Here is a 20,965-nt window from a genome sequence, read left to right as displayed (position 1 = left end):
GAGAAGGCAGATGTCCGGCCACTCTAAATGGGCTACGACGAAGCACAAGAAGGCCGTGATTGACGCCAAGCGCGGCAAGCTCTTCGCAAAGCTGATCAAGAACATCGAGGTCGCGGCCCGTTCCGGCGGTGTGGACCCCGAGGGCAACCCGACGCTCGTCGACGCCATCCAGAAGGCGAAGAAGAGCTCCGTCCCGAACAAGAACATCGACTCCGCGGTCAAGCGCGGAGGCGGTCTCGAAGCGGGCGGCGCCGACTACGAGACGATCATGTACGAAGGCTACGGCCCCAACGGTGTCGCGGTGCTCATCGAGTGCCTCACCGACAACCGCAACCGCGCCGCCTCCGACGTACGTGTCGCGATGACCCGCAACGGCGGCTCGATGGCCGACCCGGGCTCCGTCTCGTACCTCTTCAACCGCAAGGGCGTCGTCATCGTCCCCAAGGGCGAGCTGTCCGAGGACGACGTCCTCGGTGCGGTGCTCGACGCGGGCGCCGAGGAGGTCAACGACCTCGGTGAGACCTTCGAGGTCGTCAGCGAGGCCACCGACATGGTCGCGGTCCGTACCGCGCTCCAGGAGGCCGGCATCGACTACGACTCCGCCGAGGCCAACTTCCTGCCCACCATGCAGGTCGACCTCGACGAGGAGGGCGCGCGCAAGATCTTCAAGCTCATCGACGCGCTGGAGGACAGCGACGACGTGCAGAACGTCTTCGCGAACTTCGACGTGTCCGACGAGGTCATGGAGAAGGTCGACGCCTGAGGCGCGATCGGCGGAACGGCTTCTGCGGACGGGCCGACGGGGACACACCCCGTCGGCCCGTCGCATTGTCGGTGCGAGCCGATAGCCTGCCAGAACAGTTGACCGAGTGGTGAGGACAGGGGGCTCCATGCGGGTACTCGGCGTGGACCCGGGGCTGACCCGGTGCGGTGTCGGTGTCGTCGAGGGGGTCGCGGGCCGCCCGCTGACCATGATCGGCGTCGGTGTCGTCCGCACCTCCTCCGACGCCGAACTGGGGCATCGGCTGGTCGACATCGAGCGGGGCATCGAGCAGTGGCTCGACGAACACCGCCCCCAGTTCGTCGCCGTGGAGCGGGTGTTCGCCCAGCACAACGTCCGTACGGTGATGGGCACCGCCCAGGCCAGCGCGGTCGCCATGCTCTGCGCCTCCCGGCGCGGCATCCCCGTCGCCCTGCACACCCCCAGCGAGGTCAAGGCCGCCGTCACCGGTTCCGGCCGCGCGGACAAGGCACAGGTCGGCGCCATGGTGACCCGGCTGCTCCGGCTGGACGCGCCGCCCAAGCCCGCCGACGCCGCCGACGCCCTCGCGCTCGCCATCTGCCACATCTGGCGCGCACCCGCCCAGAACCGACTCCAGCAGGCCGTCGCCGCCCACCGCACGCTGAAAGGCCGTACCGCATGATCGCCTTCGTCTCCGGCCCGGTGGCCGCCGTCACCCCGACCACGGCCGTGATCGAGGTCGGCGGGATCGGCATGGCCGTCCAGTGCGCCCCGAACACCCTCACGGATCTGCGCGTCGGCAAGGAGGCCAGGCTCGCCACCTCCCTCGTCGTACGGGAGGACTCGCTCACGCTCTACGGCTTCGCCGACGACGACGAGCGCCGGGTCTTCGAGCTGCTCCAGACCGCCAGCGGCGTCGGCCCCCGGCTGGCCCAGGCCATGCTCGCCACCCACAGCCCGGACGCGCTGCGCCTGGCGGTCTCCACCGGCGACGAGAAGGCGCTCACCGTCGTCCCGGGCATCGGCAAGAAGGGCGCCCAGAAGCTGCTGCTGGAGCTGAAGGACCGGCTCGGCGAGCCCGTCGGCGCCCACATCGGCCAGCAGGGCGTCGGCACCCCCGTCACCCCGGCCTGGCGCGACCAGCTCCAGGCCGCGCTGATCGGGCTCGGCTACGCGACCCGCGAGGCGGACGAGGCGGTCTCCGCCGTGGCCCCGCAGGCCGAGGCCGCCGTCGCCGAGGGCGTTCAGCCCCCCGTGCCGCAGCTGCTGCGCGCCGCCCTGCAGACTCTCAACCGCGCACGCTGACCGGCACCGAAACACCCGAGGCGGGACTGACCGAATGAACTGGGACGAGACCGGACCCGACACCGACGAGCGGCCGGTGCCGCAGTTCGACGAGCGGCTGGTCGACGCCGGCGCGGACGGCGAGGACACCGCGGTCGAAGCGGCCCTGCGCCCGAAGGACCTGGAGGAGTTCGTCGGCCAGGAGAAGGTCCGCGAACAGCTCGACCTGGTCCTCAAGGCGGCCCGCGCCCGTGGCGCCACCGCCGACCACGTCCTGCTCTCCGGTGCTCCCGGGCTCGGCAAGACCACTCTGTCCATGATCATCGCGGCCGAGATGAACGCCCCGATCAGGATCACCTCGGGACCCGCCATCCAGCACGCGGGCGACCTCGCGGCGATCCTCTCCTCCCTCCAGGAGGGCGAGGTCCTCTTCCTCGACGAGATCCACCGGATGTCGCGGCCCGCCGAGGAGATGCTCTACATGGCGATGGAGGACTTCCGGGTCGACGTCATCGTCGGCAAGGGCCCCGGCGCCACCGCGATCCCGCTCGAACTTCCGCCGTTCACCCTGGTCGGCGCCACCACCCGGGCCGGTCTGCTGCCGCCCCCGCTGCGCGACCGCTTCGGCTTCACCGGGCACATGGAGTTCTACGCCCCCGCCGAACTGGAACGGGTGATCCACCGCTCGGCCCGGCTGCTCGATGTCGGCATCGACGCGGACGGCGCCGCCGAGATCGCCGGACGCTCCCGGGGCACCCCCCGCATCGCCAACCGGCTGCTGCGCCGTGTCCGGGACTACGCCCAGGTCAAGGCCGACGGCACGGTCGACCGGGAGATCGCCGCCGCGGCGCTCAAGGTGTACGAGGTTGACGCCCGCGGCCTCGACCGGCTGGACCGGGCGGTCCTCGGCGCCCTGCTGAAACTCTTCGGCGGCGGGCCGGTCGGCCTGTCCACGCTCGCGGTCGCCGTGGGGGAGGAGCGCGAGACGGTCGAGGAGGTCGCCGAGCCCTTCCTCGTACGGGAAGGACTGCTGGCCAGGACGCCGCGGGGCCGGGTCGCCACCCCCGCGGCCTGGGCCCACCTCGGCCTCGTACCTCCGCAGCACGGCGGAAAGGGACAACAGGGTCTCTTCGGGGCGTGATGCGTCACAGGTTGACCCGTAGCGGAACCACGGTGCGATGCTGGGCGTTGTTCCATCGATGCGGACTCGCTTAGACTCCGCCGATGCCGCCCTTAAAGGTCGGTGTACCCACCCCCGTATATACAGGCCGCATTCCAGCGCGGTCGTGCGAAGGAATTTCCGTCCCGTGAATATCGTGACTCTCCTCCCCTTCATCGTGCTCATCGGGGCCATGTTCCTGATGACCCGGTCCGCCAAGAAGAAGCAGGCGGCGGCTGCGCAGATGCGCAACGACATGCAGCCCGGCACCGGCGTCCGGACGATCGGAGGCATGTACGCCACCGTCAAGGAGGTTCACGACGACACGGTTCTCCTTGAGGTCGCCCCCGGCGTCCACGCCGTCTACGCCAAGAACTCGATCGGTGCCGTCCTCGACGACGAGGAGTACAACCGCATCGTCCACGGTGACGACGACCTCAAGGTCGACGGCGCGGTCGTGCCCGACGACGCCTCCTCGCTCACCGGCGACGACGACGCGAAGATCGACCTGGTCAAGAAGGACGAGGACGAGGACGCCGAGCCGGCGGACACCGAGGACGCCGCGGCGAAGGATGCCAAGGACTCCAAGGACGGCAAGGCCGACGGCGAGGCCGACGCGAAGTAGTTCACGATTCGGGGACGCCACGCCCACCGGTGCGCGGCGTCCCCCGGGCCGTGCGGTTTTCTGCGGGGGCAGGTCCCCACAACACTTCGTGGCCGCTCGGGCGCGTACCCGGCGCGGGGCGGTTGGACAGGGAGAAACGAGAAGGTGGCAGCACCGAAGAAGGGCCGCGGGCCGGCCGGTGGTCAGAGCAGGCCGGGGCGTGCCCTGGTTCTGATCCTGATCGCCATGGTCGCGCTCACCGGCGGGATGTTCCTGTCCGGTCACACCACGCCCCGGCTGGGTATCGACCTGGCGGGCGGGACCTCGATCACGCTTGAGGCGAAGAGCCAGCCCGGCAAGCCCGACGCGATCAATCCGACCAACATGAACACCGCGGTCGGCATCATCGAGCGGCGGGTCAACGGTCTGGGTGTCTCCGAGGCCGAGGTCCAGACCCAGGGCGAGAAGAACATCATCGTCAACATCCCCAAGGGGACGAACTCCGAGCAGGCCCGGGAGCAGGTCGGTACGACCGCCCAGCTCTACTTCCGGCCCGTTCTGACCGTCCAGGCCGGCGGCCCCGGGGAGCCGGTGCCCACGGGCAGCGCGAAGCCCTCGGGCAGCGCCACGCCGAGCGCGGAGGAGTCCGCCAAGGCCGGGGACAAGGCCAAGGGTGACGAGGCCAAGGGCGACGAGGCCACCTCCCCCGGCTCGCCGTCGGCGAGCGCCACCACCCAGGGACGCGCGGTCACCGGAGCCCTGAAGAAGGACCCCACTCCGAGCGCCACCGACTCCGCGAAGCCGAAGTCGTCGAAGTCGCCCGACGCGTCCGCGACGCCGTCCGCCGACCCCGCGACCGCCAAGCTCCAGGAACAGTTCGCCAAGCTCGACTGCACCGACCCGAAGCAGCGCACGGACGCCGGCAAGGACGCGAAGCCCACCGACTCCATCGTCGCCTGTGGCTCGAACACTCCCGGCCAGTACGAGAAGTACGTGCTCGGCCCGGCCGAGGTCTCCGGTGCGGACGTCGACGACGCCCAGGGCGCCATCGACCAGACCACCGGCGAGTGGATCGTGTCGATGGAGTTCACCTCCGGCGGCGCCAAGAAGTTCCAGTCGATCACCTCGCGGCTCTCGCAGCAGCAGCCGCCGATGAACCAGTTCGCGATCGTCCTCGACGGCGAGGTCGTCTCCGCGCCCTCCGTGCGTACGGCGCTCAGCAAGAACGCCCAGATCTCCGGAAGCTTCGACCAGCAGTCCGCCGAGGACCTCGGCAACATCCTGTCGTACGGCGCGCTCCCGCTGACCTTCGACGAGGCGAGCGTCACCACCGTGACCGCCGCCCTCGGCGGCGAGCAGCTCCAGGCGGGTCTCATCGCCGGTGCCATCGGTCTGGCGCTCGTCGTGATCTACCTGGTGGCCTACTACCGCGGGCTCGCGTTCATCGCGCTCCTCAGCCTCCTGGTGTCCGGCATCCTGACGTACACGATCATGGCCCTGCTCGGCCCGGCCATCGGCTTCGCGCTGAACCTGCCGGCGGTCTGTGGTGCGATCGTGGCGATCGGTATCACGGCGGACTCGTTCATCGTGTACTTCGAACGTGTACGTGACGAGATCCGCGAGGGCCGGACGCTCCGCCCGGCCATCGAGCGGGCCTGGCCGCGTGCCCGGCGCACCATCCTGGTCTCCGACTTCGTGTCGTTCCTGGCCGCGGCGGTGCTCTTCCTGGTCACCGTCGGCAAGGTCCAGGGCTTCGCGTTCACGCTCGGCCTGACCACGCTGCTCGACGTCGTCGTGGTGTTCCTCTTCACCAAGCCCGTCATGACGCTGATGGGCCGGACGAAGTTCTTCTCCAGCGGCAACCCCTGGTCCGGGCTGGACCCGAAGCGGCTCGGCGCGAAGCCGCCGCTCCGCCGCTCGCGCCGTGCCAACGCTTCCACCGACCCGAAGGAGGCGTGAGATGTCGCGACTCGGCAATCTCGGCGCCCGGCTCTACCGCGGCGAGGTCGGTTACGACTTCATCGGCAAGCGCAAGATCTGGTACGGCGTCTCGATACTGATCACCATCACGGCCATCCTCGGCCTGGCGGTCAGCGGCCTCAACATGGGCATCGAGTTCAAGGGCGGCGCGGTCTTCACGACCGACGTCAAGGCCAAGATCTCGAGCTCCCAGGCCCACGAGGCCGCGGTGGAGGCCTCCGGCCACGAGGCGATCGTCCAGGAACTGGGCAACGGCGGTCTGCGCATCCAGATCACCGAGGTCGACACGGCCAAGGCCGACGCGATCAAGACGCAGCTCTCCCAGGACCTCGGGGTGCCGGCGGAGAAGATCAACGCGGACCTGGTCGGCCCCAGCTGGGGTGAGCAGATCGCCAACAAGGCCTGGATGGGCCTCGGGATCTTCATGGTCCTCGTGGTGGTCTACCTGGCCATCGCCTTCGAGTGGCGGATGGCCATCGCGGCCCTCGTCGCCCTGATCCACGACATCACCATCACGGTCGGCGTCTACGCGCTGGTCGGCTTCGAGGTCACCCCGGGCACCGTGATCGGTCTGCTGACCATCCTCGGTTACTCCCTCTACGACACGGTCGTCGTCTTCGACAGCCTCAAGGAGGGCCAGAAGGGGATCACCAAGCAGACCCGCTTCACCTACAGCGAGATCGCCAACCGGTCGATCAACAGCACCCTGGTCCGTTCCATCAACACCACCGTCGTGGCGCTGCTGCCGGTCGCCGGCCTGCTGTTCATCGGTGGCGGTGTCCTCGGCGCGGGCATGCTGAACGACATCTCGCTGTCGCTGTTCGTCGGTCTCGCCGCCGGTGCGTACTCCTCGATCTTCATCGCCACTCCGCTCGTCGCCGACCTCAAGGAACGCGACCCGCAGATGAAGGCGCTGAAGAAGCGGATCCTCGCCAAGCGCGCGGCGGCCGCCGCCAAGGGCGAGTCCGCCGACGACGAGCGCGAGGACGAGCCGCAGGACGCCTTCCCCGAGGACGCCGAGACCGCCGGTGCCACCGTGGGCCGGCCCCGGCAGCCCGGGGGCCACGGCCGGACTCCGGGGAAGCGATGATGACCAGCACCACCGCGTCGACCCGGGAACTGCTGCTCAGCCGCATCCGTGATGTGGCCGACTATCCGAAGCCCGGTGTGGTCTTCAAGGACATCACCCCGCTGCTCGCGGACCCGGTCGCCTTCACGGCGCTGACCGACGCCCTCGCGGAGCTGTGCGTCCGGCACGGCGCCACGAAGATCGTCGGACTGGAGGCGCGCGGCTTCATCCTGGCCGCCCCCGTCGCGGTCCGGGCCGGGCTCGGCTTCGTACCCGTCCGCAAGGCCGGGAAGCTGCCCGGAGCCACGCTCCGGCAGGCCTACGAGCTGGAGTACGGCAGCGCGGAGATCGAGATCCACGCCGAGGACCTCACCGCGGACGACCGGATCATGGTCATCGACGACGTCCTCGCCACCGGCGGCACCGCCGAGGCCTCTCTGGAGCTGATCCGGCGGGCCGGCGCTCAGGTCGTGGGCGTCTCGGTCCTCATGGAGCTCGGCTTCCTCTCCGGCCGGGCCCGGCTGGAGCCCGCGCTGCGGGGCGCGCCGATGGAGGCACTGATCACGCTCTGAGCCCCGCACGGCGGCGCTCACCCGCCGCACGAGCCCCTGTCGACGCGGAACGGGCACCCGGGAACACCGGGTGCCCGTTCCGCGTCGACAGGGGCTCCCGCGGTCCCCGGGCGAGGTCCGGCCGGGGGGTCGATACCATGGGCTTCCGGGTACCCCGGATCCGCACGAGGAGCGCTCTTGCCAGACGAGGCCCAGCCAGCCGCCGCCCCGCAGCCCGAAAAGCCCGCGGCGGCCCCCGCAACGCCCGAGAAGGCCAAGCCCTCGGGTGCGCCGGAGCCCGCGCCGCGTGAGCCGTCCGGCAGCTCCCCGCAGGCCCCGGCTCCCGCCTCCGCCACCCCCGCGAAGCCCGGCGGGCCCGCGCGGCCGGCCACCCCGGGGAGCCCGGCCCCGGCGTCCGCGAAGCCCGCCGCCGCACCCGCCGCCCCGGCCCCCGCCGAGCCCGCGTCCAAGACCCCGGCCAGGCCCGCCGCGAAGCCCCTCGCCCCGGCCGGTTCGGCGACCCGCTCGGGCGGCTCCTCCAACCGCGTCCGGGCCCGCCTCGCCCGACTGGGTGTGCAGCGCTCCAGCCCGTACAACCCGGTCCTCGAACCGCTGCTGCGCACCGTCCGAGGCAATGACCCCAAGATCGAGACCGCCACGCTGCGCCAGATCGAGCGGGCCTACCAGGTCGCCGAACGCTGGCACCGCGGCCAGAAGCGCAAGAGCGGCGACCCGTACATCACGCATCCGCTGGCCGTGACGACGATCCTGGCCGAGCTGGGCATGGATCCGGCCACCCTGATGGCGGGCCTGCTGCACGACACCGTCGAGGACACCGAGTACGGCCTGGACACCCTGCGCCTCGACTTCGGCGACCAGGTCGCGCTGCTCGTCGACGGCGTCACCAAGCTGGACAAGGTCAAGTTCGGTGAGGCCGCGCAGGCCGAGACCGTACGCAAGATGGTCGTCGCCATGGCGAAGGACCCCAGGGTCCTCGTCATCAAGCTGGCCGACCGGCTGCACAACATGCGCACCATGCGCTACCTCAAGCGGGAGAAGCAGGAGAAGAAGGCCCGCGAGACGCTGGAGATCTACGCGCCGCTCGCCCACCGCCTGGGCATGAACACCATCAAGTGGGAGCTGGAGGACCTCGCCTTCGCGATCCTCTACCCCAAGATGTACGACGAGATCGTCCGTCTCGTCGCCGAGCGGGCCCCCAAGCGCGACGAATACCTCGCCATAGTGACCGACGAGGTCCAGTCCGACCTGCGCGCCGCCCGGATCAAGGCCACCGTCACCGGGCGGCCGAAGCACTACTACAGCGTCTACCAGAAGATGATCGTGCGGGGCCGGGACTTCGCCGAGATCTATGACCTGGTGGGCATCAGGGTCCTCGTCGACACGGTCCGCGACTGCTACGCGGCGCTCGGCACCGTCCACGCCCGGTGGAATCCGGTGCCGGGGCGGTTCAAGGACTACATCGCGATGCCCAAGTTCAACATGTACCAGTCGCTGCACACCACGGTGATCGGTCCCAGCGGCAAGCCCGTCGAGCTCCAGATCCGTACGTTCGACATGCACCGTCGCGCCGAGTACGGCATCGCCGCGCACTGGAAGTACAAGCAGGAGGCCGTCGCGGGCGCCTCCAAGGTGCGTACCGACGTCCCCAAGAACACCGGACGCGGCCAGGACACCGTCAACGACATGGCGTGGCTGCGCCAGCTCCTGGACTGGCAGAAGGAGACCGAGGACCCCAGCGAGTTCCTGGAGTCCCTGCGCTTCGACCTCTCCCGCAACGAGGTCTTCGTCTTCACGCCCAAGGGCGATGTCATAGCGCTTCCCGCGGGTGCGACGCCGGTCGACTTCGCGTACGCCGTCCATACCGAGGTGGGCCACCGGACCATAGGAGCACGGGTCAACGGGCGGCTCGTCCCGCTCGAATCCACCCTGGACAACGGTGACCTGGTGGAGGTCTTCACCTCCAAGGCGGCCGGCGCCGGGCCCTCGCGGGACTGGCTGGGCTTCGTCAAGTCGCCCCGCGCCCGCAACAAGATCCGCGCCTGGTTCTCCAAGGAGCGCCGCGACGAGGCGATCGAGCAGGGCAAGGACTCCATCGCCCGCGCGATGCGCAAGCAGAACCTGCCGATCCAGCGCATCCTCACCGGCGACTCCCTGGTCACCCTCGCGCACGAGATGCGCTACCCCGACATCTCGTCGCTGTACGCGGCGATCGGCGAGGGCCATGTCGCCGCCGCGGGCGTCGTGCAGAAGCTCGTGCAGGCACTCGGCGGCGAGGACGCCGCCAACGAGGACCTCGTCGAGAGCGCTCCGCCCTCCCGAGGCCGCAGCAAGCGCCGCGCCAACGCCGACCCCGGCGTCGTGGTCAAGGGCGTCGAGGACGTCTGGGTCAAACTGGCCCGCTGCTGCACACCCGTCCCCGGCGACCCGATCATCGGCTTCGTCACCCGCGGCAGCGGCGTCTCCGTGCACCGCGCCGACTGCGTCAACGTGGACTCGCTGTCGCAGCAGCCGGAGCGCATCCTCGAAGTCGAGTGGGCCCCCACCCAGTCCTCGGTCTTCCTGGTCGCCATCCAGGTCGAGGCTCTGGACCGTTCCCGGCTGCTCTCCGACGTCACCCGGGTCCTGTCCGACCAGCACGTCAACATCCTGTCGGCGGCCGTGCAGACCTCCCGCGACCGGGTGGCCACCTCCCGGTTCACCTTCGAGATGGGCGACCCCAAGCACCTGGGGCACGTCCTGAAGGCCGTACGCGGCGTGGAGGGCGTCTACGACGTGTACCGGGTCACCTCCGCCCGCAGGCCGTAGGTCCCCGTCCGGGCCTGCCCGTTGCATACGGGCCCGCCCGGGACATACGGAGAGGGGCCGCTGTACGTGTCACGTACAGCGGCCCCTCTCCGTATGTCCGGTCCACGGTCGGTCCGACCGGCCAGGTCCGACCGGTCAGGTCCGGCCTAGCCGCCGAACTCCTCCAGCCCCTTCAGCGCCTGGTCCAGCAGCGCCTGGCGGCCTTCGAGCTCCTTGGACAGCTTGTCCGCACGGGCGTTGTTGCCCGCCGCACGCGCGGTGTCGATCTGCGCGCGGAGCTTGTCCACGGCATCCTGGAGCTGGCCGGTGAGACCGGCGGCGCGGGCCCGCGCCTCCGGGTTCGTCCGGCGCCACTCGGACTCCTCCGCCTCCTGGAGCGCCCGCTCCACCGCGTGCATCCGGCCCTCGACCTTCGGGCGGGCGTCACGCGGTACGTGGCCGATGGCCTCCCAGCGCTCGTTGACGGCACGGAAAGCGGCCCTGGCCGCCTTCAGGTCCTTCACCGGCACCAGCTTCTCGGCCTCGACCGCGAGCTCCTCCTTGAGCTTGAGGTTCTCGCCCTGCTCCGCGTCCCGCTCGGCGAACACCTCGCTGCGGGCGGCGAAGAAGACGTCCTGCGCGCCCCGGAAACGGTTCCACAGCTCGTCCTCGGACTCGCGCTGCGCACGGCCCGCGGCCTTCCACTCGGTCATCAGGTCGCGGTAGCGGGCGGCCGTGGTCACCCAGTCCTTGGAACCCGAGAGCGACTCGGCCTCGGTGACCAGCTTCTCCTTGGCCTTGCGGGCCTCCTCGCGCTGGGCGTCCAGCGAGGCGAAGTGGGCCTTGCGGCGCTTGGAGAAGGCCGACCGGGCATGCGAGAAGCGGTGCCACAGCTCGTCGTCCGACTTGCGGTCCAGCCGGGGCAGCCCCTTCCAGGTGTCCACCAGCGCCCGCAGCCGCTCGCCGGCGGACCGCCACTGCTCGCTCTGCGCCAGCTCCTCGGCCTCGGCGACGAGCGCCTCCTTGGCGTGCTTGGCCTCGTCGGTCTGCTTCGCCTTCTGGACCTTGCGCTCCTCGCGCCGCGAGTCGACCGTCGCCACGAGTGCGTCCAGCCGCTTGCGGAGCGCGTCGAGATCGCCGACGGCGTGGTGCTCGTCGACCTGCTGCCGCAGATGCTCGATCGCGGTCGTCGCGTCCTTGGCCGAAAGGTCGGTGGTCTTCACCCGCCGTTCGAGGAGGCCGATCTCGACCACAATGCCGTCGTACTTGCGCTCGAAGTAGGCCAGAGCCTCCTCGGGGGAACCGGCCTGCCACGATCCGACGACCTGCTCGCCATCGGCTGTACGCACGTACACGGTGCCGGTCTCATCGACGCGGCCCCACGGGTCGCTGCTCACAGCGCCTCCTCCACCTGATGCCTGCGAGGGGGTTCGCCCCCCGGGCATCGTCCACAGTTTCCTGGGGCGGGCATCGCCCGCCCTGCACAACGCCAATCTAGGCGACCGGCCGCCCGGCTGTCCGCACTCAGCGCGGCCGAAATTCTCCGGTGCTCCTGGGCCGCCCCGGCGGCGGCCGGGAGCGCCCGGCCGCCCCGCCGGTCAGTCCTTGGCGACGGACGCCTTCTCGATGCTCACGGCCTTCTTCGGCGCACCGTCACCCGCACCGCCCTCGACACCGGCCTCGCCGACCTTCTGGACGGCCTTCAGACCGGCCTCGTCGATGGTCCCGAACGGGGTGTAGGTGGGCGGCAGCTTGGTCTCCTTGTAGACGAGGAAGAACTGGCTGCCACCGGTGTGCGGCTGGCCCGTGTTGGCCATCGCCACCGTGCCCGCGGGGAACGTCACATTGCCGTCGGCGCCGGCCTTGCCGAGCGCGGTCAGGTTCTCGTCCGGGAGCGTGTAGCCGGGACCGCCGGTGCCGTCGCCCTTGGGGTCGCCGCACTGGAGGACGTAGATGCCCTGTGTGGTCAGGCGGTGACACTTCGTACCGTCGAAGTAGCCCTTGTCGGCGAGCGCCTTGAACGAGTTCGCGGTGTGCGGGGTCTTCGCCGCGTCCATCGTGAACGCGATGTCGCCCTGGCTCGTCTTGAGCGACATCGTGTACTTGGCCTTCTTGTCGATCTTCATCGCGGGCTCGGGGGCCGCGCTCTCGCTCGCGGAGGGCGAGGCGGACGGGCTCTGGCTCGCGGCGGCTTCGCTCTTGCCGTCCTTGCCGTCACCGCTGTCCGCCGCGACGTACGCGCCCACGCCGACCACCGCGGCCACGGCCACCGCGGACGCGGTGATCACGGTGACACGCCTGGTCCTGCGGCGGGCTTCCTCCCGGCGCTGCTGCTGCCGCTCGTACTTCTCCCGGGCGAGCTGCCGCCGCCGCTGATCGCTGCTGACCACCGGTTGATCTCCTTGTACGTCGTGTCATCGGGCCTGGGCTGACCCGTACGGTATATGGGTTACCTGTGTAATGAGGAGCGCCGGTAGGCTCTGATCTGCTGCATCCTTCGCTGCGGCCGCTTCCGCCGGACGAACATTAAGGACGATCGTGCTCATTGCCGGGTTCCCCGCCGGGGCCTGGGGGACCAATTGCTACCTGGTCGCCCCCGCCGCAGGCGAGGAGTGCGTGATCATCGACCCGGGCCATCAGGCCGCCCAGGGCGTCGAGGACGCGCTCAAGAAGCATCGGCTCAAGCCCGTCGCCGTCGTGCTCACCCATGGACACATCGACCATGTCGCCTCGGTCGTCCCGGTGTGCGGCGCCCATGACGTCCCCGCCTGGATCCACCCGGAGGACCGCTACATGATGAGCGACCCGGAGAAGGCCCTCGGCCGCTCCATCGGGATGCCTCTCATGGGCGAGCTGACCGTGGGGGAGCCGGACGACGTCAAGGAGCTCACCGACGGCGCGCTGCTGAGGCTGGCCGGTCTGGAGCTCGGTGTCTCGCACGCGCCCGGCCATACGAAGGGGTCGGTGACGTTCAGGATGCCCGAGGCCGCGGACGTACCGCCGGTCCTCTTCTCGGGCGACCTGCTCTTCGCCGGCTCCGTCGGACGCACCGACCTGCCCGGCGGCGACCACGCCGAGCTGCTCGAGTCGCTGGCCCGCGTGTGCCTGCCGCTCGACGACTCGACCGTGGTGCTGTCCGGCCACGGCCCCCAGACGACCATCGGCCGCGAGCGCGCCTCCAATCCGTATCTGCACGGTATGGACGCGCCGCGACGAGGAATGTGACGAGAGACTTTCCGTGAGCACCTTTCAGGCCCCCAAGGGCACGTACGACCTGACCCCGCCGGACTCCGCGAAGTACCTCGCGGTGCGCGAGGCCATCTCCGCGCCCCTGCGCAACTCCGGCTACGGCTACATCGAGACGCCCGGCTTCGAGGACGTGAACCTCTTCGCCCGCGGCGTCGGCGAGTCCACCGACATCGTCACCAAGGAGATGTACACCCTCACCACCAAGGGCGGCTCCGAGCTGGCGCTGCGCCCGGAGGGCACCGCGTCGGTGCTCCGCGCGGCGCTGGAGGCCAACCTCCACAAGGCCGGCAACCTCCCGGTCAAGCTCTGGTACTCCGGCTCGTACTACCGGTACGAGCGCCCGCAGAAGGGCCGCTACCGCCACTTCTCGCAGGTCGGTGCCGAGGCCATCGGCGCCGAGGACCCGGTCCTGGACGCCGAGCTGATCATCCTGGCCGACCAGGCGTACCGCTCGCTGGGCCTGCGCGAGTTCCGCATCCTGCTGAACTCGCTCGGCGACAAGGAGTGCCGCCCCGTCTACCGCGAGGCGCTCCAGGGCTTCCTGCGCGACCTCGACCTCGACGAGGAGACCCGCCGCCGCATCGAGATCAACCCGCTGCGCGTCCTGGACGACAAGCGGGCCGAGGTGCAGAAGCAGCTCGTGGGCGCCCCCAAGCTGCGCGACTACCTCTGTGACGCCTGCAAGGCGTACCACGAGGAGGTGCGCGAACTGCTGAACGCCGCCTCGGTCGTGTACGAGGACGACGAGAAGCTCGTCCGCGGTCTCGACTACTACACCCGCACCACCTTCGAGTTCGTCCACGACGGTCTGGGCTCGCAGTCCGCGGTCGGCGGCGGTGGCCGCTACGACGGCCTGTCCGAGATGATCGGCGGCCCCGCGCTCCCGTCCGTCGGCTGGGCGCTCGGCGTGGACCGTACGGTGCTGGCGCTGGAGGCGGAGGGAATCGAGCTGGACATCCCCGCCACCACCAGCGTGTACGCCGTCCCGCTCGGCGAGGAGGCCCGCCGGACCCTGTTCGGCGTCGTCACCGAACTGCGCAGGTCCGGCATCGCCGCCGACTTCGCGTTCGGCGGCCGGGGCCTGAAGGGCGCGATGAAGAGCGCGAACCGCTCGGGGGCGCGCTTCACGGTCGTCGCGGGCGAACGCGACCTGGCGGAGGGCGTCGTGCAGCTCAAGGACATGGAGTCCGGGGAGCAGACCGCCGTACCGCTGCCCGAAGTCGTCGAGGCGGTCCGCGCCCGTCTCGGCCGGTAGCCGAACACCGTGTGCCCCGGGGGCTGTTGACCCGGGGCACACGGGCGTCCGCGCCCGGTGGCCACGTGGCGCCGCCCGTCAGCCTCTTTCTCTGTCGTCAACTCGGTGCGCGCGAATTCATGCGGTGGGGTGGCGTCGATGTCACGACGCCGCCGGAGATCGGCATCCGCCGAGAGTCCGCCGGACCGACGGGCGTCCGGCGGAGGCGGGGGCCAGCGGCGGTCCGGTGCCTCCCGTGTGAACACCTTTATGTCCATCGAACGGTTGACCTGCGCGGTGGTGCGGCACAATGACCGTGCCCGGCTGGATACCCATTGATGGAACGGCGATATGACGACTGCAGCGGTAGATCATCCCTCCTCGCACCAGGAAGAGGACGGCGGGAAGAGGACCATCGGCGGCACGCGCGCGTTCGCACTGCTGCTGGTGATCACCGGAGCGGCCGGACTGCTCGCCGCGTGGGTCATCACGATCGACAAGTTCAAGCTGCTCGAAGACCCCAGCTTCACACCCGGCTGCAGCCTCAACCCGGTGGTCGCGTGCGGGAACATCATGAAGAGCGAGCAGGCGGCCGCCTTCGGCTTCCCCAACCCGATGCTCGGGCTCGTCACCTACGCCATGGTGATCTGCATCGGCGTGGGACTGCTCGCCGGAGCACGCTTCCGCGGCTGGTTCTGGCTGGGCCTCAACGCCGGCACGCTGTTCGGTGTCGGCTTCTGCACCTGGCTCCAGTACCAGTCGCTCTACAACATCAACTCGCTCTGCCTGTGGTGCTGCCTGGCCTGGGTCGCCACGATCTTCATGTTCTGCTACGTCACCACGCACAACATCAAGAACCGCGTTCTCCCCGCCCCCGCCTGGCTGCGGAACGGGCTGACGGAATTCCACTGGGTGCCGCCGGTGCTCTGGATCGGCATCATCGGCATGCTGATCCTGACCCGCTGGTGGGACTTCTGGACCAGCTGAGCGGCACCGTCGGCGCACCGGCAGCGCGGGCCGGGCGGGCGACCGCCCCGGCGGCGCTGTCAGTGCGGTGACATAGGCTTCAAAACGTGGAGCCCGACCTCTTTACCGCAGCAGCCGAAGACCGCCAGGAGAAGGACCCGTCCAGCAGCCCCCTCGCTGTCCGGATGCGTCCCCGCGTCCTCGACGAGGTCGTCGGCCAGCAGCATCTGCTCAGACCGGGCTCCCCGCTGCGCCGCCTCGTCGGCGAGGGGAGCGGCGGCCCCGCGGGCCCGTCCTCGGTGATCCTCTGGGGTCCGCCCGGCACCGGCAAGACGACACTGGCGTACGTGGTCAGCAAGGCCACCAACAAGCGCTTCGTCGAGCTCTCCGCGATCACCGCCGGGGTCAAGGAGGTCCGGGCCGTCATCGACGGCGCGCGCCGCGCCACCGGCGGCTTCGGCAAGGAGACCGTCCTCTTCCTCGACGAGATCCACCGCTTCTCCAAGGCCCAGCAGGACTCCCTGCTCCCCGCCGTGGAGAACCGCTGGGTGACCCTCATCGCCGCCACCACCGAGAATCCGTATTTCTCGATCATCTCCCCGCTGCTCTCGCGCTCCCTGCTGCTCACCCTGGAGCCGCTGACCGACGAGGATCTGCGCTCCCTGCTGCGCCGGGCCCTGAGCGACGAGCGCGGGCTCGGCGGCGCGCTGACGCTTCCGGAGGACGCCGAGGCGCATCTGCTGCGCATCGCGGGCGGCGACGCCCGCCGGGCGCTCACCGCGCTGGAGGCCGCGGCCGGTGCGGCGCTCGCCACACACGGGTCCGAGATCAGCCTGCGGACGGTCGAGGAGACCGTCGACCGCGCCGCCGTGAAGTACGACCGGGACGGCGACCAGCACTACGACGTGGCCAGTGCCCTCATCAAGTCCATCCGCGGTTCCGACGTGGACGCCGCGCTGCACTATCTGGCGCGGATGATCGAGGCGGGGGAGGACCCCCGGTTCATCGCCCGGCGGCTGATGATCTCCGCCAGCGAGGACATCGGGCTCGCCGACCCGACGGCCCTGCCGACGGCGGTGGCCGCGGCACAGGCCGTGGCGATGATCGGCTTCCCGGAGGCGGCGCTGACCCTCAGCCATGCCACGATCGCGCTGGCCCTGGCCCCCAAGTCGAATGCGGCGACCCTGGCGATCTCCGCCGCCCAGGAGGACGTGCGCAAGGGCCTCGCCGGCCCCGTCCCGGCCCATCTGCGCGACGGCCACTACAAGGGTGCGGCCAAGCTGGGCCACGCCCAGGGGTACATCTACCCGCACGACGTCCCCGGAGGCATCGCCGCCCAGCAGTACGCCCCGGACGCGGTCCGCGACAAGCGGTACTACACCCCCACGCGCTACGGCGCCGAGGCGCGGTACGCGGACGTGGCGGACCGGGTCCGCGAGCGGCTCGGGCGCGGCGGGCCCGAGGCCGCGACGGACGGCCTCTAGCGGGACGCCGCCTCGAAGAGCGTGTGCATCGCGCGGCGCAGTCCGCCGACGTCCCGCACCGGCTCGGGGAACTCGAAGCGGGCGTCGAAGCACGCGCCCCGGCCCTCGACGAAGCGGATCCGCAGCCCGAAGCGGTCGAGGGCGACCGGCACGGCGGTGGGCCCATGGGCGGAGCAGGTGTGGTCGGTGCGCTCGCCGAGCAGTCCGCACAGCTTCCGCAGCTGTTCGCCGTGGGCCGCGTGCAGGTGCTGGAGCAGTTCCGCCTCGTGGATGACGAGCGGGTCGGGCGCCGCGTCCCGGAAGTCCTCCTGCGCGATGTCCTCGGCCCCCCAGAGGTCGTCGACGTACGCCTCCCCGAACTCCAGCCGCAGCATCATCCGGCCGGCGTCGGCGAGACCGGGTACGCAGGTGAGCCGGCCGGACACCCAGGCGCGGCCGCGAATGCGGTGCGGGACGGAGACCGGGGCGACATCCGTGATCTCCAGCACCGCGGTCGGCTCGTCGCCCCGGGCGTGGGCCGCGGCCCGTACGGCGGGGGAATCCGCGGGGAATTCGAGGAACAGATCGCCCTCGGGTCCTACGCTCCGGGTGCCGGGGACGAGCTGCTCGGGGCGGGCCACATCGAGCCCTGGTACGACCAGTACGGCGGAGCAGGTACTCTGTACGAGAGTTCGTGTGCGCTCGGCTGCTGACGGCATCCGAGTGTTTTCAAGCCCGCTGGGACGCGGCTGACCACGATCAGATCGGCCTTCCGTCGTAGCAGTGCCTTTTTGCGCGCTGCCGCTGTCTGTGCTGTCCGTGACGTGAGTGGTGTTCCCAGGGCGAGACATGCGATCTCCTTGAGTAAGGTAAGCCTAACCTAACCTACAACGGAGGTCTGGAGAACGTGCCTAACCAGTCGCGTCCCAAGGTCAAGAAGTCGCGTGCCCTCGGCATCGCCCTGACGCCCAAGGCTGTCAAGTACTTCGAAGCGCGTCCGTACCCGCCGGGCGAGCACGGCCGTGGCCGCAAGCAGAACTCGGACTACAAGGTCCGTCTGCTGGAGAAGCAGCGCCTGCGTGCGCAGTACGACATCAGCGAGCGCCAGATGGCGCGCGCCTACGACCGTGCCAAGAAGGCCGAAGGCAAGACGGGCGAGGCGCTGGTCGTCGAGCTCGAGCGCCGCCTCGACGCCCTGGTCCTGCGTTCGGGCATCGCCCGCACCATCTACCAGGCCCGTCAGATGGTCGTCCACGGTCACATCGAGGTCAACGGTGGCAAGGTCGACAAGCCGTCGTTCCGCGTCCGCCCCGACGACGTCGTCCAGGTCCGCGAGCGCAGCCGCTCCAAGGTCCCCTTCCAGGTGGCCCGCGAGGGTGGTTACGACACCGACGGTGAGACCCCGCGCTACCTCCAGGTGAACCTGAAGGCCCTGGCCTTCCGCCTGGACCGGGACCCGAACCGCAAGGAGATCCCGGTGATCTGCGACGAGCAGCTCGTCGTCGAGTACTACGCCCGCTGATCCAGGCGTAGCCGCTCTCACCAGCGCTCCGGCCCGCCCCTCCCTGTTGTACGGGAGGCGGCGGGCCTTCGCGTTTCCCCGGGCGCCGGTACGGCGGTCAGCCCGTGCGCGCCCGCCTCCTCCGGGGGTCCGCCGGTCAGCGCCCGTGCCACCGCCCCGTCCGGATCCAGCCGGCCCCCGGTGCGCAGCCCCGCCGTGTACGCGGCGTCCCCGAGTTCCCGGCGCGCGAGCTCCTCGCACTCCGCCTGCGGCCGGCCGTAGTGGACCGAGCCGAACAGCGGCAGTCCCACCGACGGCCAGATCCGCTCCGCCGCCCCCTGCAGCACGGCGGCCTCCGCGGGGTTGCCCTCGATCGCCGTGACCAGGGCCAGCAGCTCCAGGGAGAGGACCGTGCCCAGCAGGTCGTTGAAGGTATGACCGATGGACAGGGACTCCCCGAGCATCCGCCGGGCCGGGCCCGTCTCGCCCCGCCGCAGCGCCGCGTAGGCCAGGACGTACAGCGCGTAGGCCAGGGCCCACCGCTCCCCGTGGTCCTCACAGATCTCCCTGACCTCGTCGCAGATCGCGGCCGCACCGTCCAGATCGCCGCGGAAGGCCACCGCCATGGCCAGTTCGACCTGGGCCATCAGCACATTGCTGTTCAGCTCACCGATCTCCCGGTACCGGCCGAGCGCGTCGCGCAGCAGCTCCTCGGCGCGCGGCATGTCGTCCGTGACGATCGCCAGACAGCCGGTCCGGTGCACCGCGTAGGCCATGGCCGTGGCATCGCCGCTCCGTTCGGCCTCCTCCCGGCACTCGTGCAGCGCCGAGACCGCGCCGATCGCGTCGCCCTGGAGAACCGCCACATGACCCAGGACCCACAACGCCTTGAGCCGGGAGGGATCATGCGGTGCCTCGCCCTCCAGCACATGATCCAGCCAGTGCCGGCCCTCGGAGAGCCGGCCGCAGCCCACCCAGTAGAACCAGAGCGTGCCCACCAGGTACTGGGCCAGATGGATCTCCTCCGGACTCTCCATCGAATACTCCATGGCCCGGCGCAGGTTGGGCAGCTCACTGTCGATACGGACCGCCACCTCGGCCTGCCGGGGACTGAACCAGTCCAGCTCGCACCAGGTCGCCAGGCCCAGGAACCAGTCCCGGTGCCTGCGCCTCAGCCGCCGGGTGTCACCGGTGGCCGCCAGCCACTCGGCGCCGTACTCGCGCACGGTGTCCAGCAGCCGGTAGCGGGTGCCCGCCGGGGAGTCCTCCCGCAGGACCACCGACTGCGCGAGCAGCTCGTCCAGTACGTCCAGCACCGAGTCGGCGGGCAGGTCGGGGCCGCCGCAGATGTACTCGGCGGCCTCCAGGTCGAACTGTCCGGCGAACACCGAGAGCCGGGCCCACAGCAGCCGCTGTTCGGGGGCGCACAGCTCATGGCTCCAGCCGATGGCCGTACGCAGCGTCTGGTGGCGGGCCGGCGCGCAGCGGCTGCCGCCGGTCAGCAGCCGGAACCGGTCGTCCAGGCGCACCAGCACCTGGTCGACGGAGAGCGCCCGCAGCCGCCCGGCGGCCAGCTCCAGGGCGAGCGGAATCCCGTCGAGCCGGCGGCAGAGCTCCCGTGCGGCCGCCGCCTCCCCGTCCGTCGGCCGGAATCCGGGCCGCACGGCGCGGGCCCGCTCCGTGAACAGCTCCACCGCGTCCTCGTCGTTCATCGGCGCGAGCGGGAACGTCAGTTCACCGTCCACCTGGAGGGGCCGGCGGCCGGCCGCGAGTACCTGGAGCCGCGGGGCCCGGCGGAGCAGTTCCCGTACGAGTGAGGCACAGGGGTCGATGAGGTGCTCGAAGCCGTCGATCACCAGAAGCAACTGGCGGGGGGCCAGATGCTCGACGAGGGTGGCCCGGGGCGGTCTGCCGGTGTGATCGGTGAGGCCCAGCGCGTCGACGAGGGCGTGCTCCAGCAGTCCGGGGTCATGGATGGCGGACAGCTCGACGATCCAGACACCGTCGCAGTACCGTTTCTTCAGCAGAGTGGCGACCCGGGTGGCGCACCGGGTCTTCCCGGCCCCGGCCACTCCCGCGACGGTGACGATCCTGGACTCCTCCAGGAGCCGGCACAGTTCGGCGACCTCGGCGTCGCGGCCCACGAATCTGTTCAGATCCGCCGGCAGGTTCCCGCGTGAGTCGGGGTGGGGCCCGGGTTCGTCGGAGGTGGCGAAGTGGCGCTGGAGGCGTCGCATAAGACACGCAGAGTACTGGCTTGAAAGCTCTCCGTACAATCTCTTCGTGCCGACTCCCCGTCCCGCACTGTTATGCGGTACGGGTGGTGACGCCCGGCGCGATAGGGTCGTGGGACGACGA

The 20,965-nt window shown here is 70.4% G+C and carries 18 protein-coding genes; 14 read left to right on the top strand and 4 right to left on the bottom strand.

Features of this window, described 5'->3' with window-relative positions:
• The first annotated feature begins 10 nt into the window (after window positions 1-10).
• The 9 genes from OHA98_RS26430 to OHA98_RS26390 all read left to right on the top strand — a co-directional run bounded on the left by OHA98_RS26430 (window position 11) and on the right by OHA98_RS26390 (window position 10,215).
• Window positions 11-763 carry a YebC/PmpR family DNA-binding transcriptional regulator gene (locus tag OHA98_RS26430; protein WP_266929230.1) on the top strand — a complete coding sequence of 251 codons (753 nt, stop codon included), beginning with the start codon at window positions 11-13 and terminating at the stop codon, window positions 761-763.
• A gap of 127 nt (window positions 764-890) precedes the next feature.
• Window positions 891-1,424 carry a crossover junction endodeoxyribonuclease RuvC gene (gene ruvC / locus OHA98_RS26425; protein ID WP_266929229.1) on the top strand — a complete coding sequence of 178 codons (534 nt, stop codon included), beginning with the start codon at window positions 891-893 and terminating at the stop codon, window positions 1,422-1,424.
• Window positions 1,421-2,047: a Holliday junction branch migration protein RuvA gene (gene ruvA / locus OHA98_RS26420; protein ID WP_266929228.1), complete on the top strand. Its 627-nt coding sequence runs from the start codon at window positions 1,421-1,423 to the stop codon at window positions 2,045-2,047. The genes ruvC and ruvA overlap by 4 nt, the downstream gene beginning before the upstream one ends.
• A 34-nt stretch (window positions 2,048-2,081) precedes the next feature.
• The gene (gene ruvB / locus OHA98_RS26415) at window positions 2,082-3,167 is read left to right on the top strand and encodes a Holliday junction branch migration DNA helicase RuvB (protein ID WP_266929226.1); all 1,086 of its coding nucleotides are present in this window, start codon (window positions 2,082-2,084) and stop codon (window positions 3,165-3,167) included.
• Between the two features lie 166 nt (window positions 3,168-3,333).
• A complete protein-coding gene (gene yajC / locus OHA98_RS26410) occupies window positions 3,334-3,810 on the top strand; it encodes a preprotein translocase subunit YajC (protein ID WP_266929225.1) in 477 nt (158 codons plus the stop codon).
• Between the two features lie 144 nt (window positions 3,811-3,954).
• Window positions 3,955-5,748 (top strand): protein translocase subunit SecD, encoded by a 1,794-nt coding sequence (gene secD, locus OHA98_RS26405; protein ID WP_266929224.1) that lies wholly within the window; start codon window positions 3,955-3,957, stop codon window positions 5,746-5,748.
• A 1-nt stretch (window position 5,749) separates the two neighbouring features.
• On the top strand, window positions 5,750-6,859 hold the full coding sequence (gene secF / locus OHA98_RS26400) for a protein translocase subunit SecF (RefSeq protein WP_266929223.1): 1,110 nt from the start codon (window positions 5,750-5,752) through the stop codon (window positions 6,857-6,859).
• The gene (locus OHA98_RS26395; protein WP_266929222.1) at window positions 6,859-7,410 is read left to right on the top strand and encodes an adenine phosphoribosyltransferase; all 552 of its coding nucleotides are present in this window, start codon (window positions 6,859-6,861) and stop codon (window positions 7,408-7,410) included. The genes secF and OHA98_RS26395 overlap by 1 nt, the downstream gene beginning before the upstream one ends.
• A gap of 177 nt (window positions 7,411-7,587) precedes the next feature.
• Complete coding sequence (locus OHA98_RS26390; RefSeq protein WP_266929221.1) at window positions 7,588-10,215, top strand: bifunctional (p)ppGpp synthetase/guanosine-3',5'-bis(diphosphate) 3'-pyrophosphohydrolase; 2,628 nt, start codon at window positions 7,588-7,590, stop codon at window positions 10,213-10,215.
• A gap of 146 nt (window positions 10,216-10,361) precedes the next feature.
• Here the strand turns inward: OHA98_RS26390 and OHA98_RS26385 are convergent, their stop codons facing one another.
• Window positions 10,362-11,591: a DUF349 domain-containing protein gene (locus OHA98_RS26385; protein WP_266929220.1), complete on the bottom strand. Its 1,230-nt coding sequence runs from the start codon at window positions 11,589-11,591 to the stop codon at window positions 10,362-10,364.
• 201 nt (window positions 11,592-11,792) lie between these two features.
• Window positions 11,793-12,584 (bottom strand): peptidylprolyl isomerase, encoded by a 792-nt coding sequence (locus tag OHA98_RS26380; RefSeq protein WP_266929219.1) that lies wholly within the window; start codon window positions 12,582-12,584, stop codon window positions 11,793-11,795.
• A gap of 148 nt (window positions 12,585-12,732) precedes the next feature.
• On the opposite strand from OHA98_RS26380, the gene OHA98_RS26375 reads away from it, so the two are divergent.
• The 4 genes from OHA98_RS26375 (at window position 12,733) to OHA98_RS26360 (ending at window position 17,127) form a co-directional block, all read left to right on the top strand.
• Window positions 12,733-13,419, top strand: a complete 687-nt coding sequence (locus OHA98_RS26375) for an MBL fold metallo-hydrolase (protein WP_266929218.1) — start codon at window positions 12,733-12,735, stop codon at window positions 13,417-13,419.
• A 13-nt stretch (window positions 13,420-13,432) separates the two neighbouring features.
• Window positions 13,433-14,698 carry a histidine--tRNA ligase gene (hisS, locus tag OHA98_RS26370; RefSeq protein ID WP_266929217.1) on the top strand — a complete coding sequence of 422 codons (1,266 nt, stop codon included), beginning with the start codon at window positions 13,433-13,435 and terminating at the stop codon, window positions 14,696-14,698.
• 330 nt (window positions 14,699-15,028) lie between these two features.
• Window positions 15,029-15,664 carry a vitamin K epoxide reductase family protein gene (locus OHA98_RS26365; protein WP_266929216.1) on the top strand — a complete coding sequence of 212 codons (636 nt, stop codon included), beginning with the start codon at window positions 15,029-15,031 and terminating at the stop codon, window positions 15,662-15,664.
• Window positions 15,665-15,750: 86 nt separating this feature from the next.
• Window positions 15,751-17,127 carry a replication-associated recombination protein A gene (locus tag OHA98_RS26360; protein ID WP_266929215.1) on the top strand — a complete coding sequence of 459 codons (1,377 nt, stop codon included), beginning with the start codon at window positions 15,751-15,753 and terminating at the stop codon, window positions 17,125-17,127.
• Here OHA98_RS26360 and OHA98_RS26355 read toward each other — a convergent pair.
• On the bottom strand, window positions 17,124-17,825 hold the full coding sequence (locus OHA98_RS26355; protein WP_266929214.1) for a DUF2470 domain-containing protein: 702 nt from the start codon (window positions 17,823-17,825) through the stop codon (window positions 17,124-17,126). The two genes, OHA98_RS26360 and OHA98_RS26355, sit on opposite strands and share 4 nt — an antisense overlap.
• 188 nt (window positions 17,826-18,013) lie before the next feature.
• Between OHA98_RS26355 and rpsD the strand changes: the two genes are divergently transcribed.
• Window positions 18,014-18,628: a 30S ribosomal protein S4 gene (gene rpsD, locus OHA98_RS26350; RefSeq protein WP_018524225.1), complete on the top strand. Its 615-nt coding sequence runs from the start codon at window positions 18,014-18,016 to the stop codon at window positions 18,626-18,628.
• Between the two features lie 17 nt (window positions 18,629-18,645).
• Here rpsD and OHA98_RS26345 read toward each other — a convergent pair whose 3' ends face one another.
• Complete coding sequence (locus OHA98_RS26345) at window positions 18,646-20,844, bottom strand: AAA family ATPase (protein ID WP_266929213.1); 2,199 nt, start codon at window positions 20,842-20,844, stop codon at window positions 18,646-18,648.
• Between the last annotated feature and the right edge of the window lie 121 nt (window positions 20,845-20,965).

Origin of the sequence: Streptomyces sp. NBC_00654 (genome assembly GCF_026341775.1) — a bacterium.
GTDB lineage: Bacteria > Actinomycetota > Actinomycetes > Streptomycetales > Streptomycetaceae > Streptomyces.
Note: the sequence above shows the minus strand (reverse complement) of the source record. Positions and strands in the feature narration are given on the sequence as shown.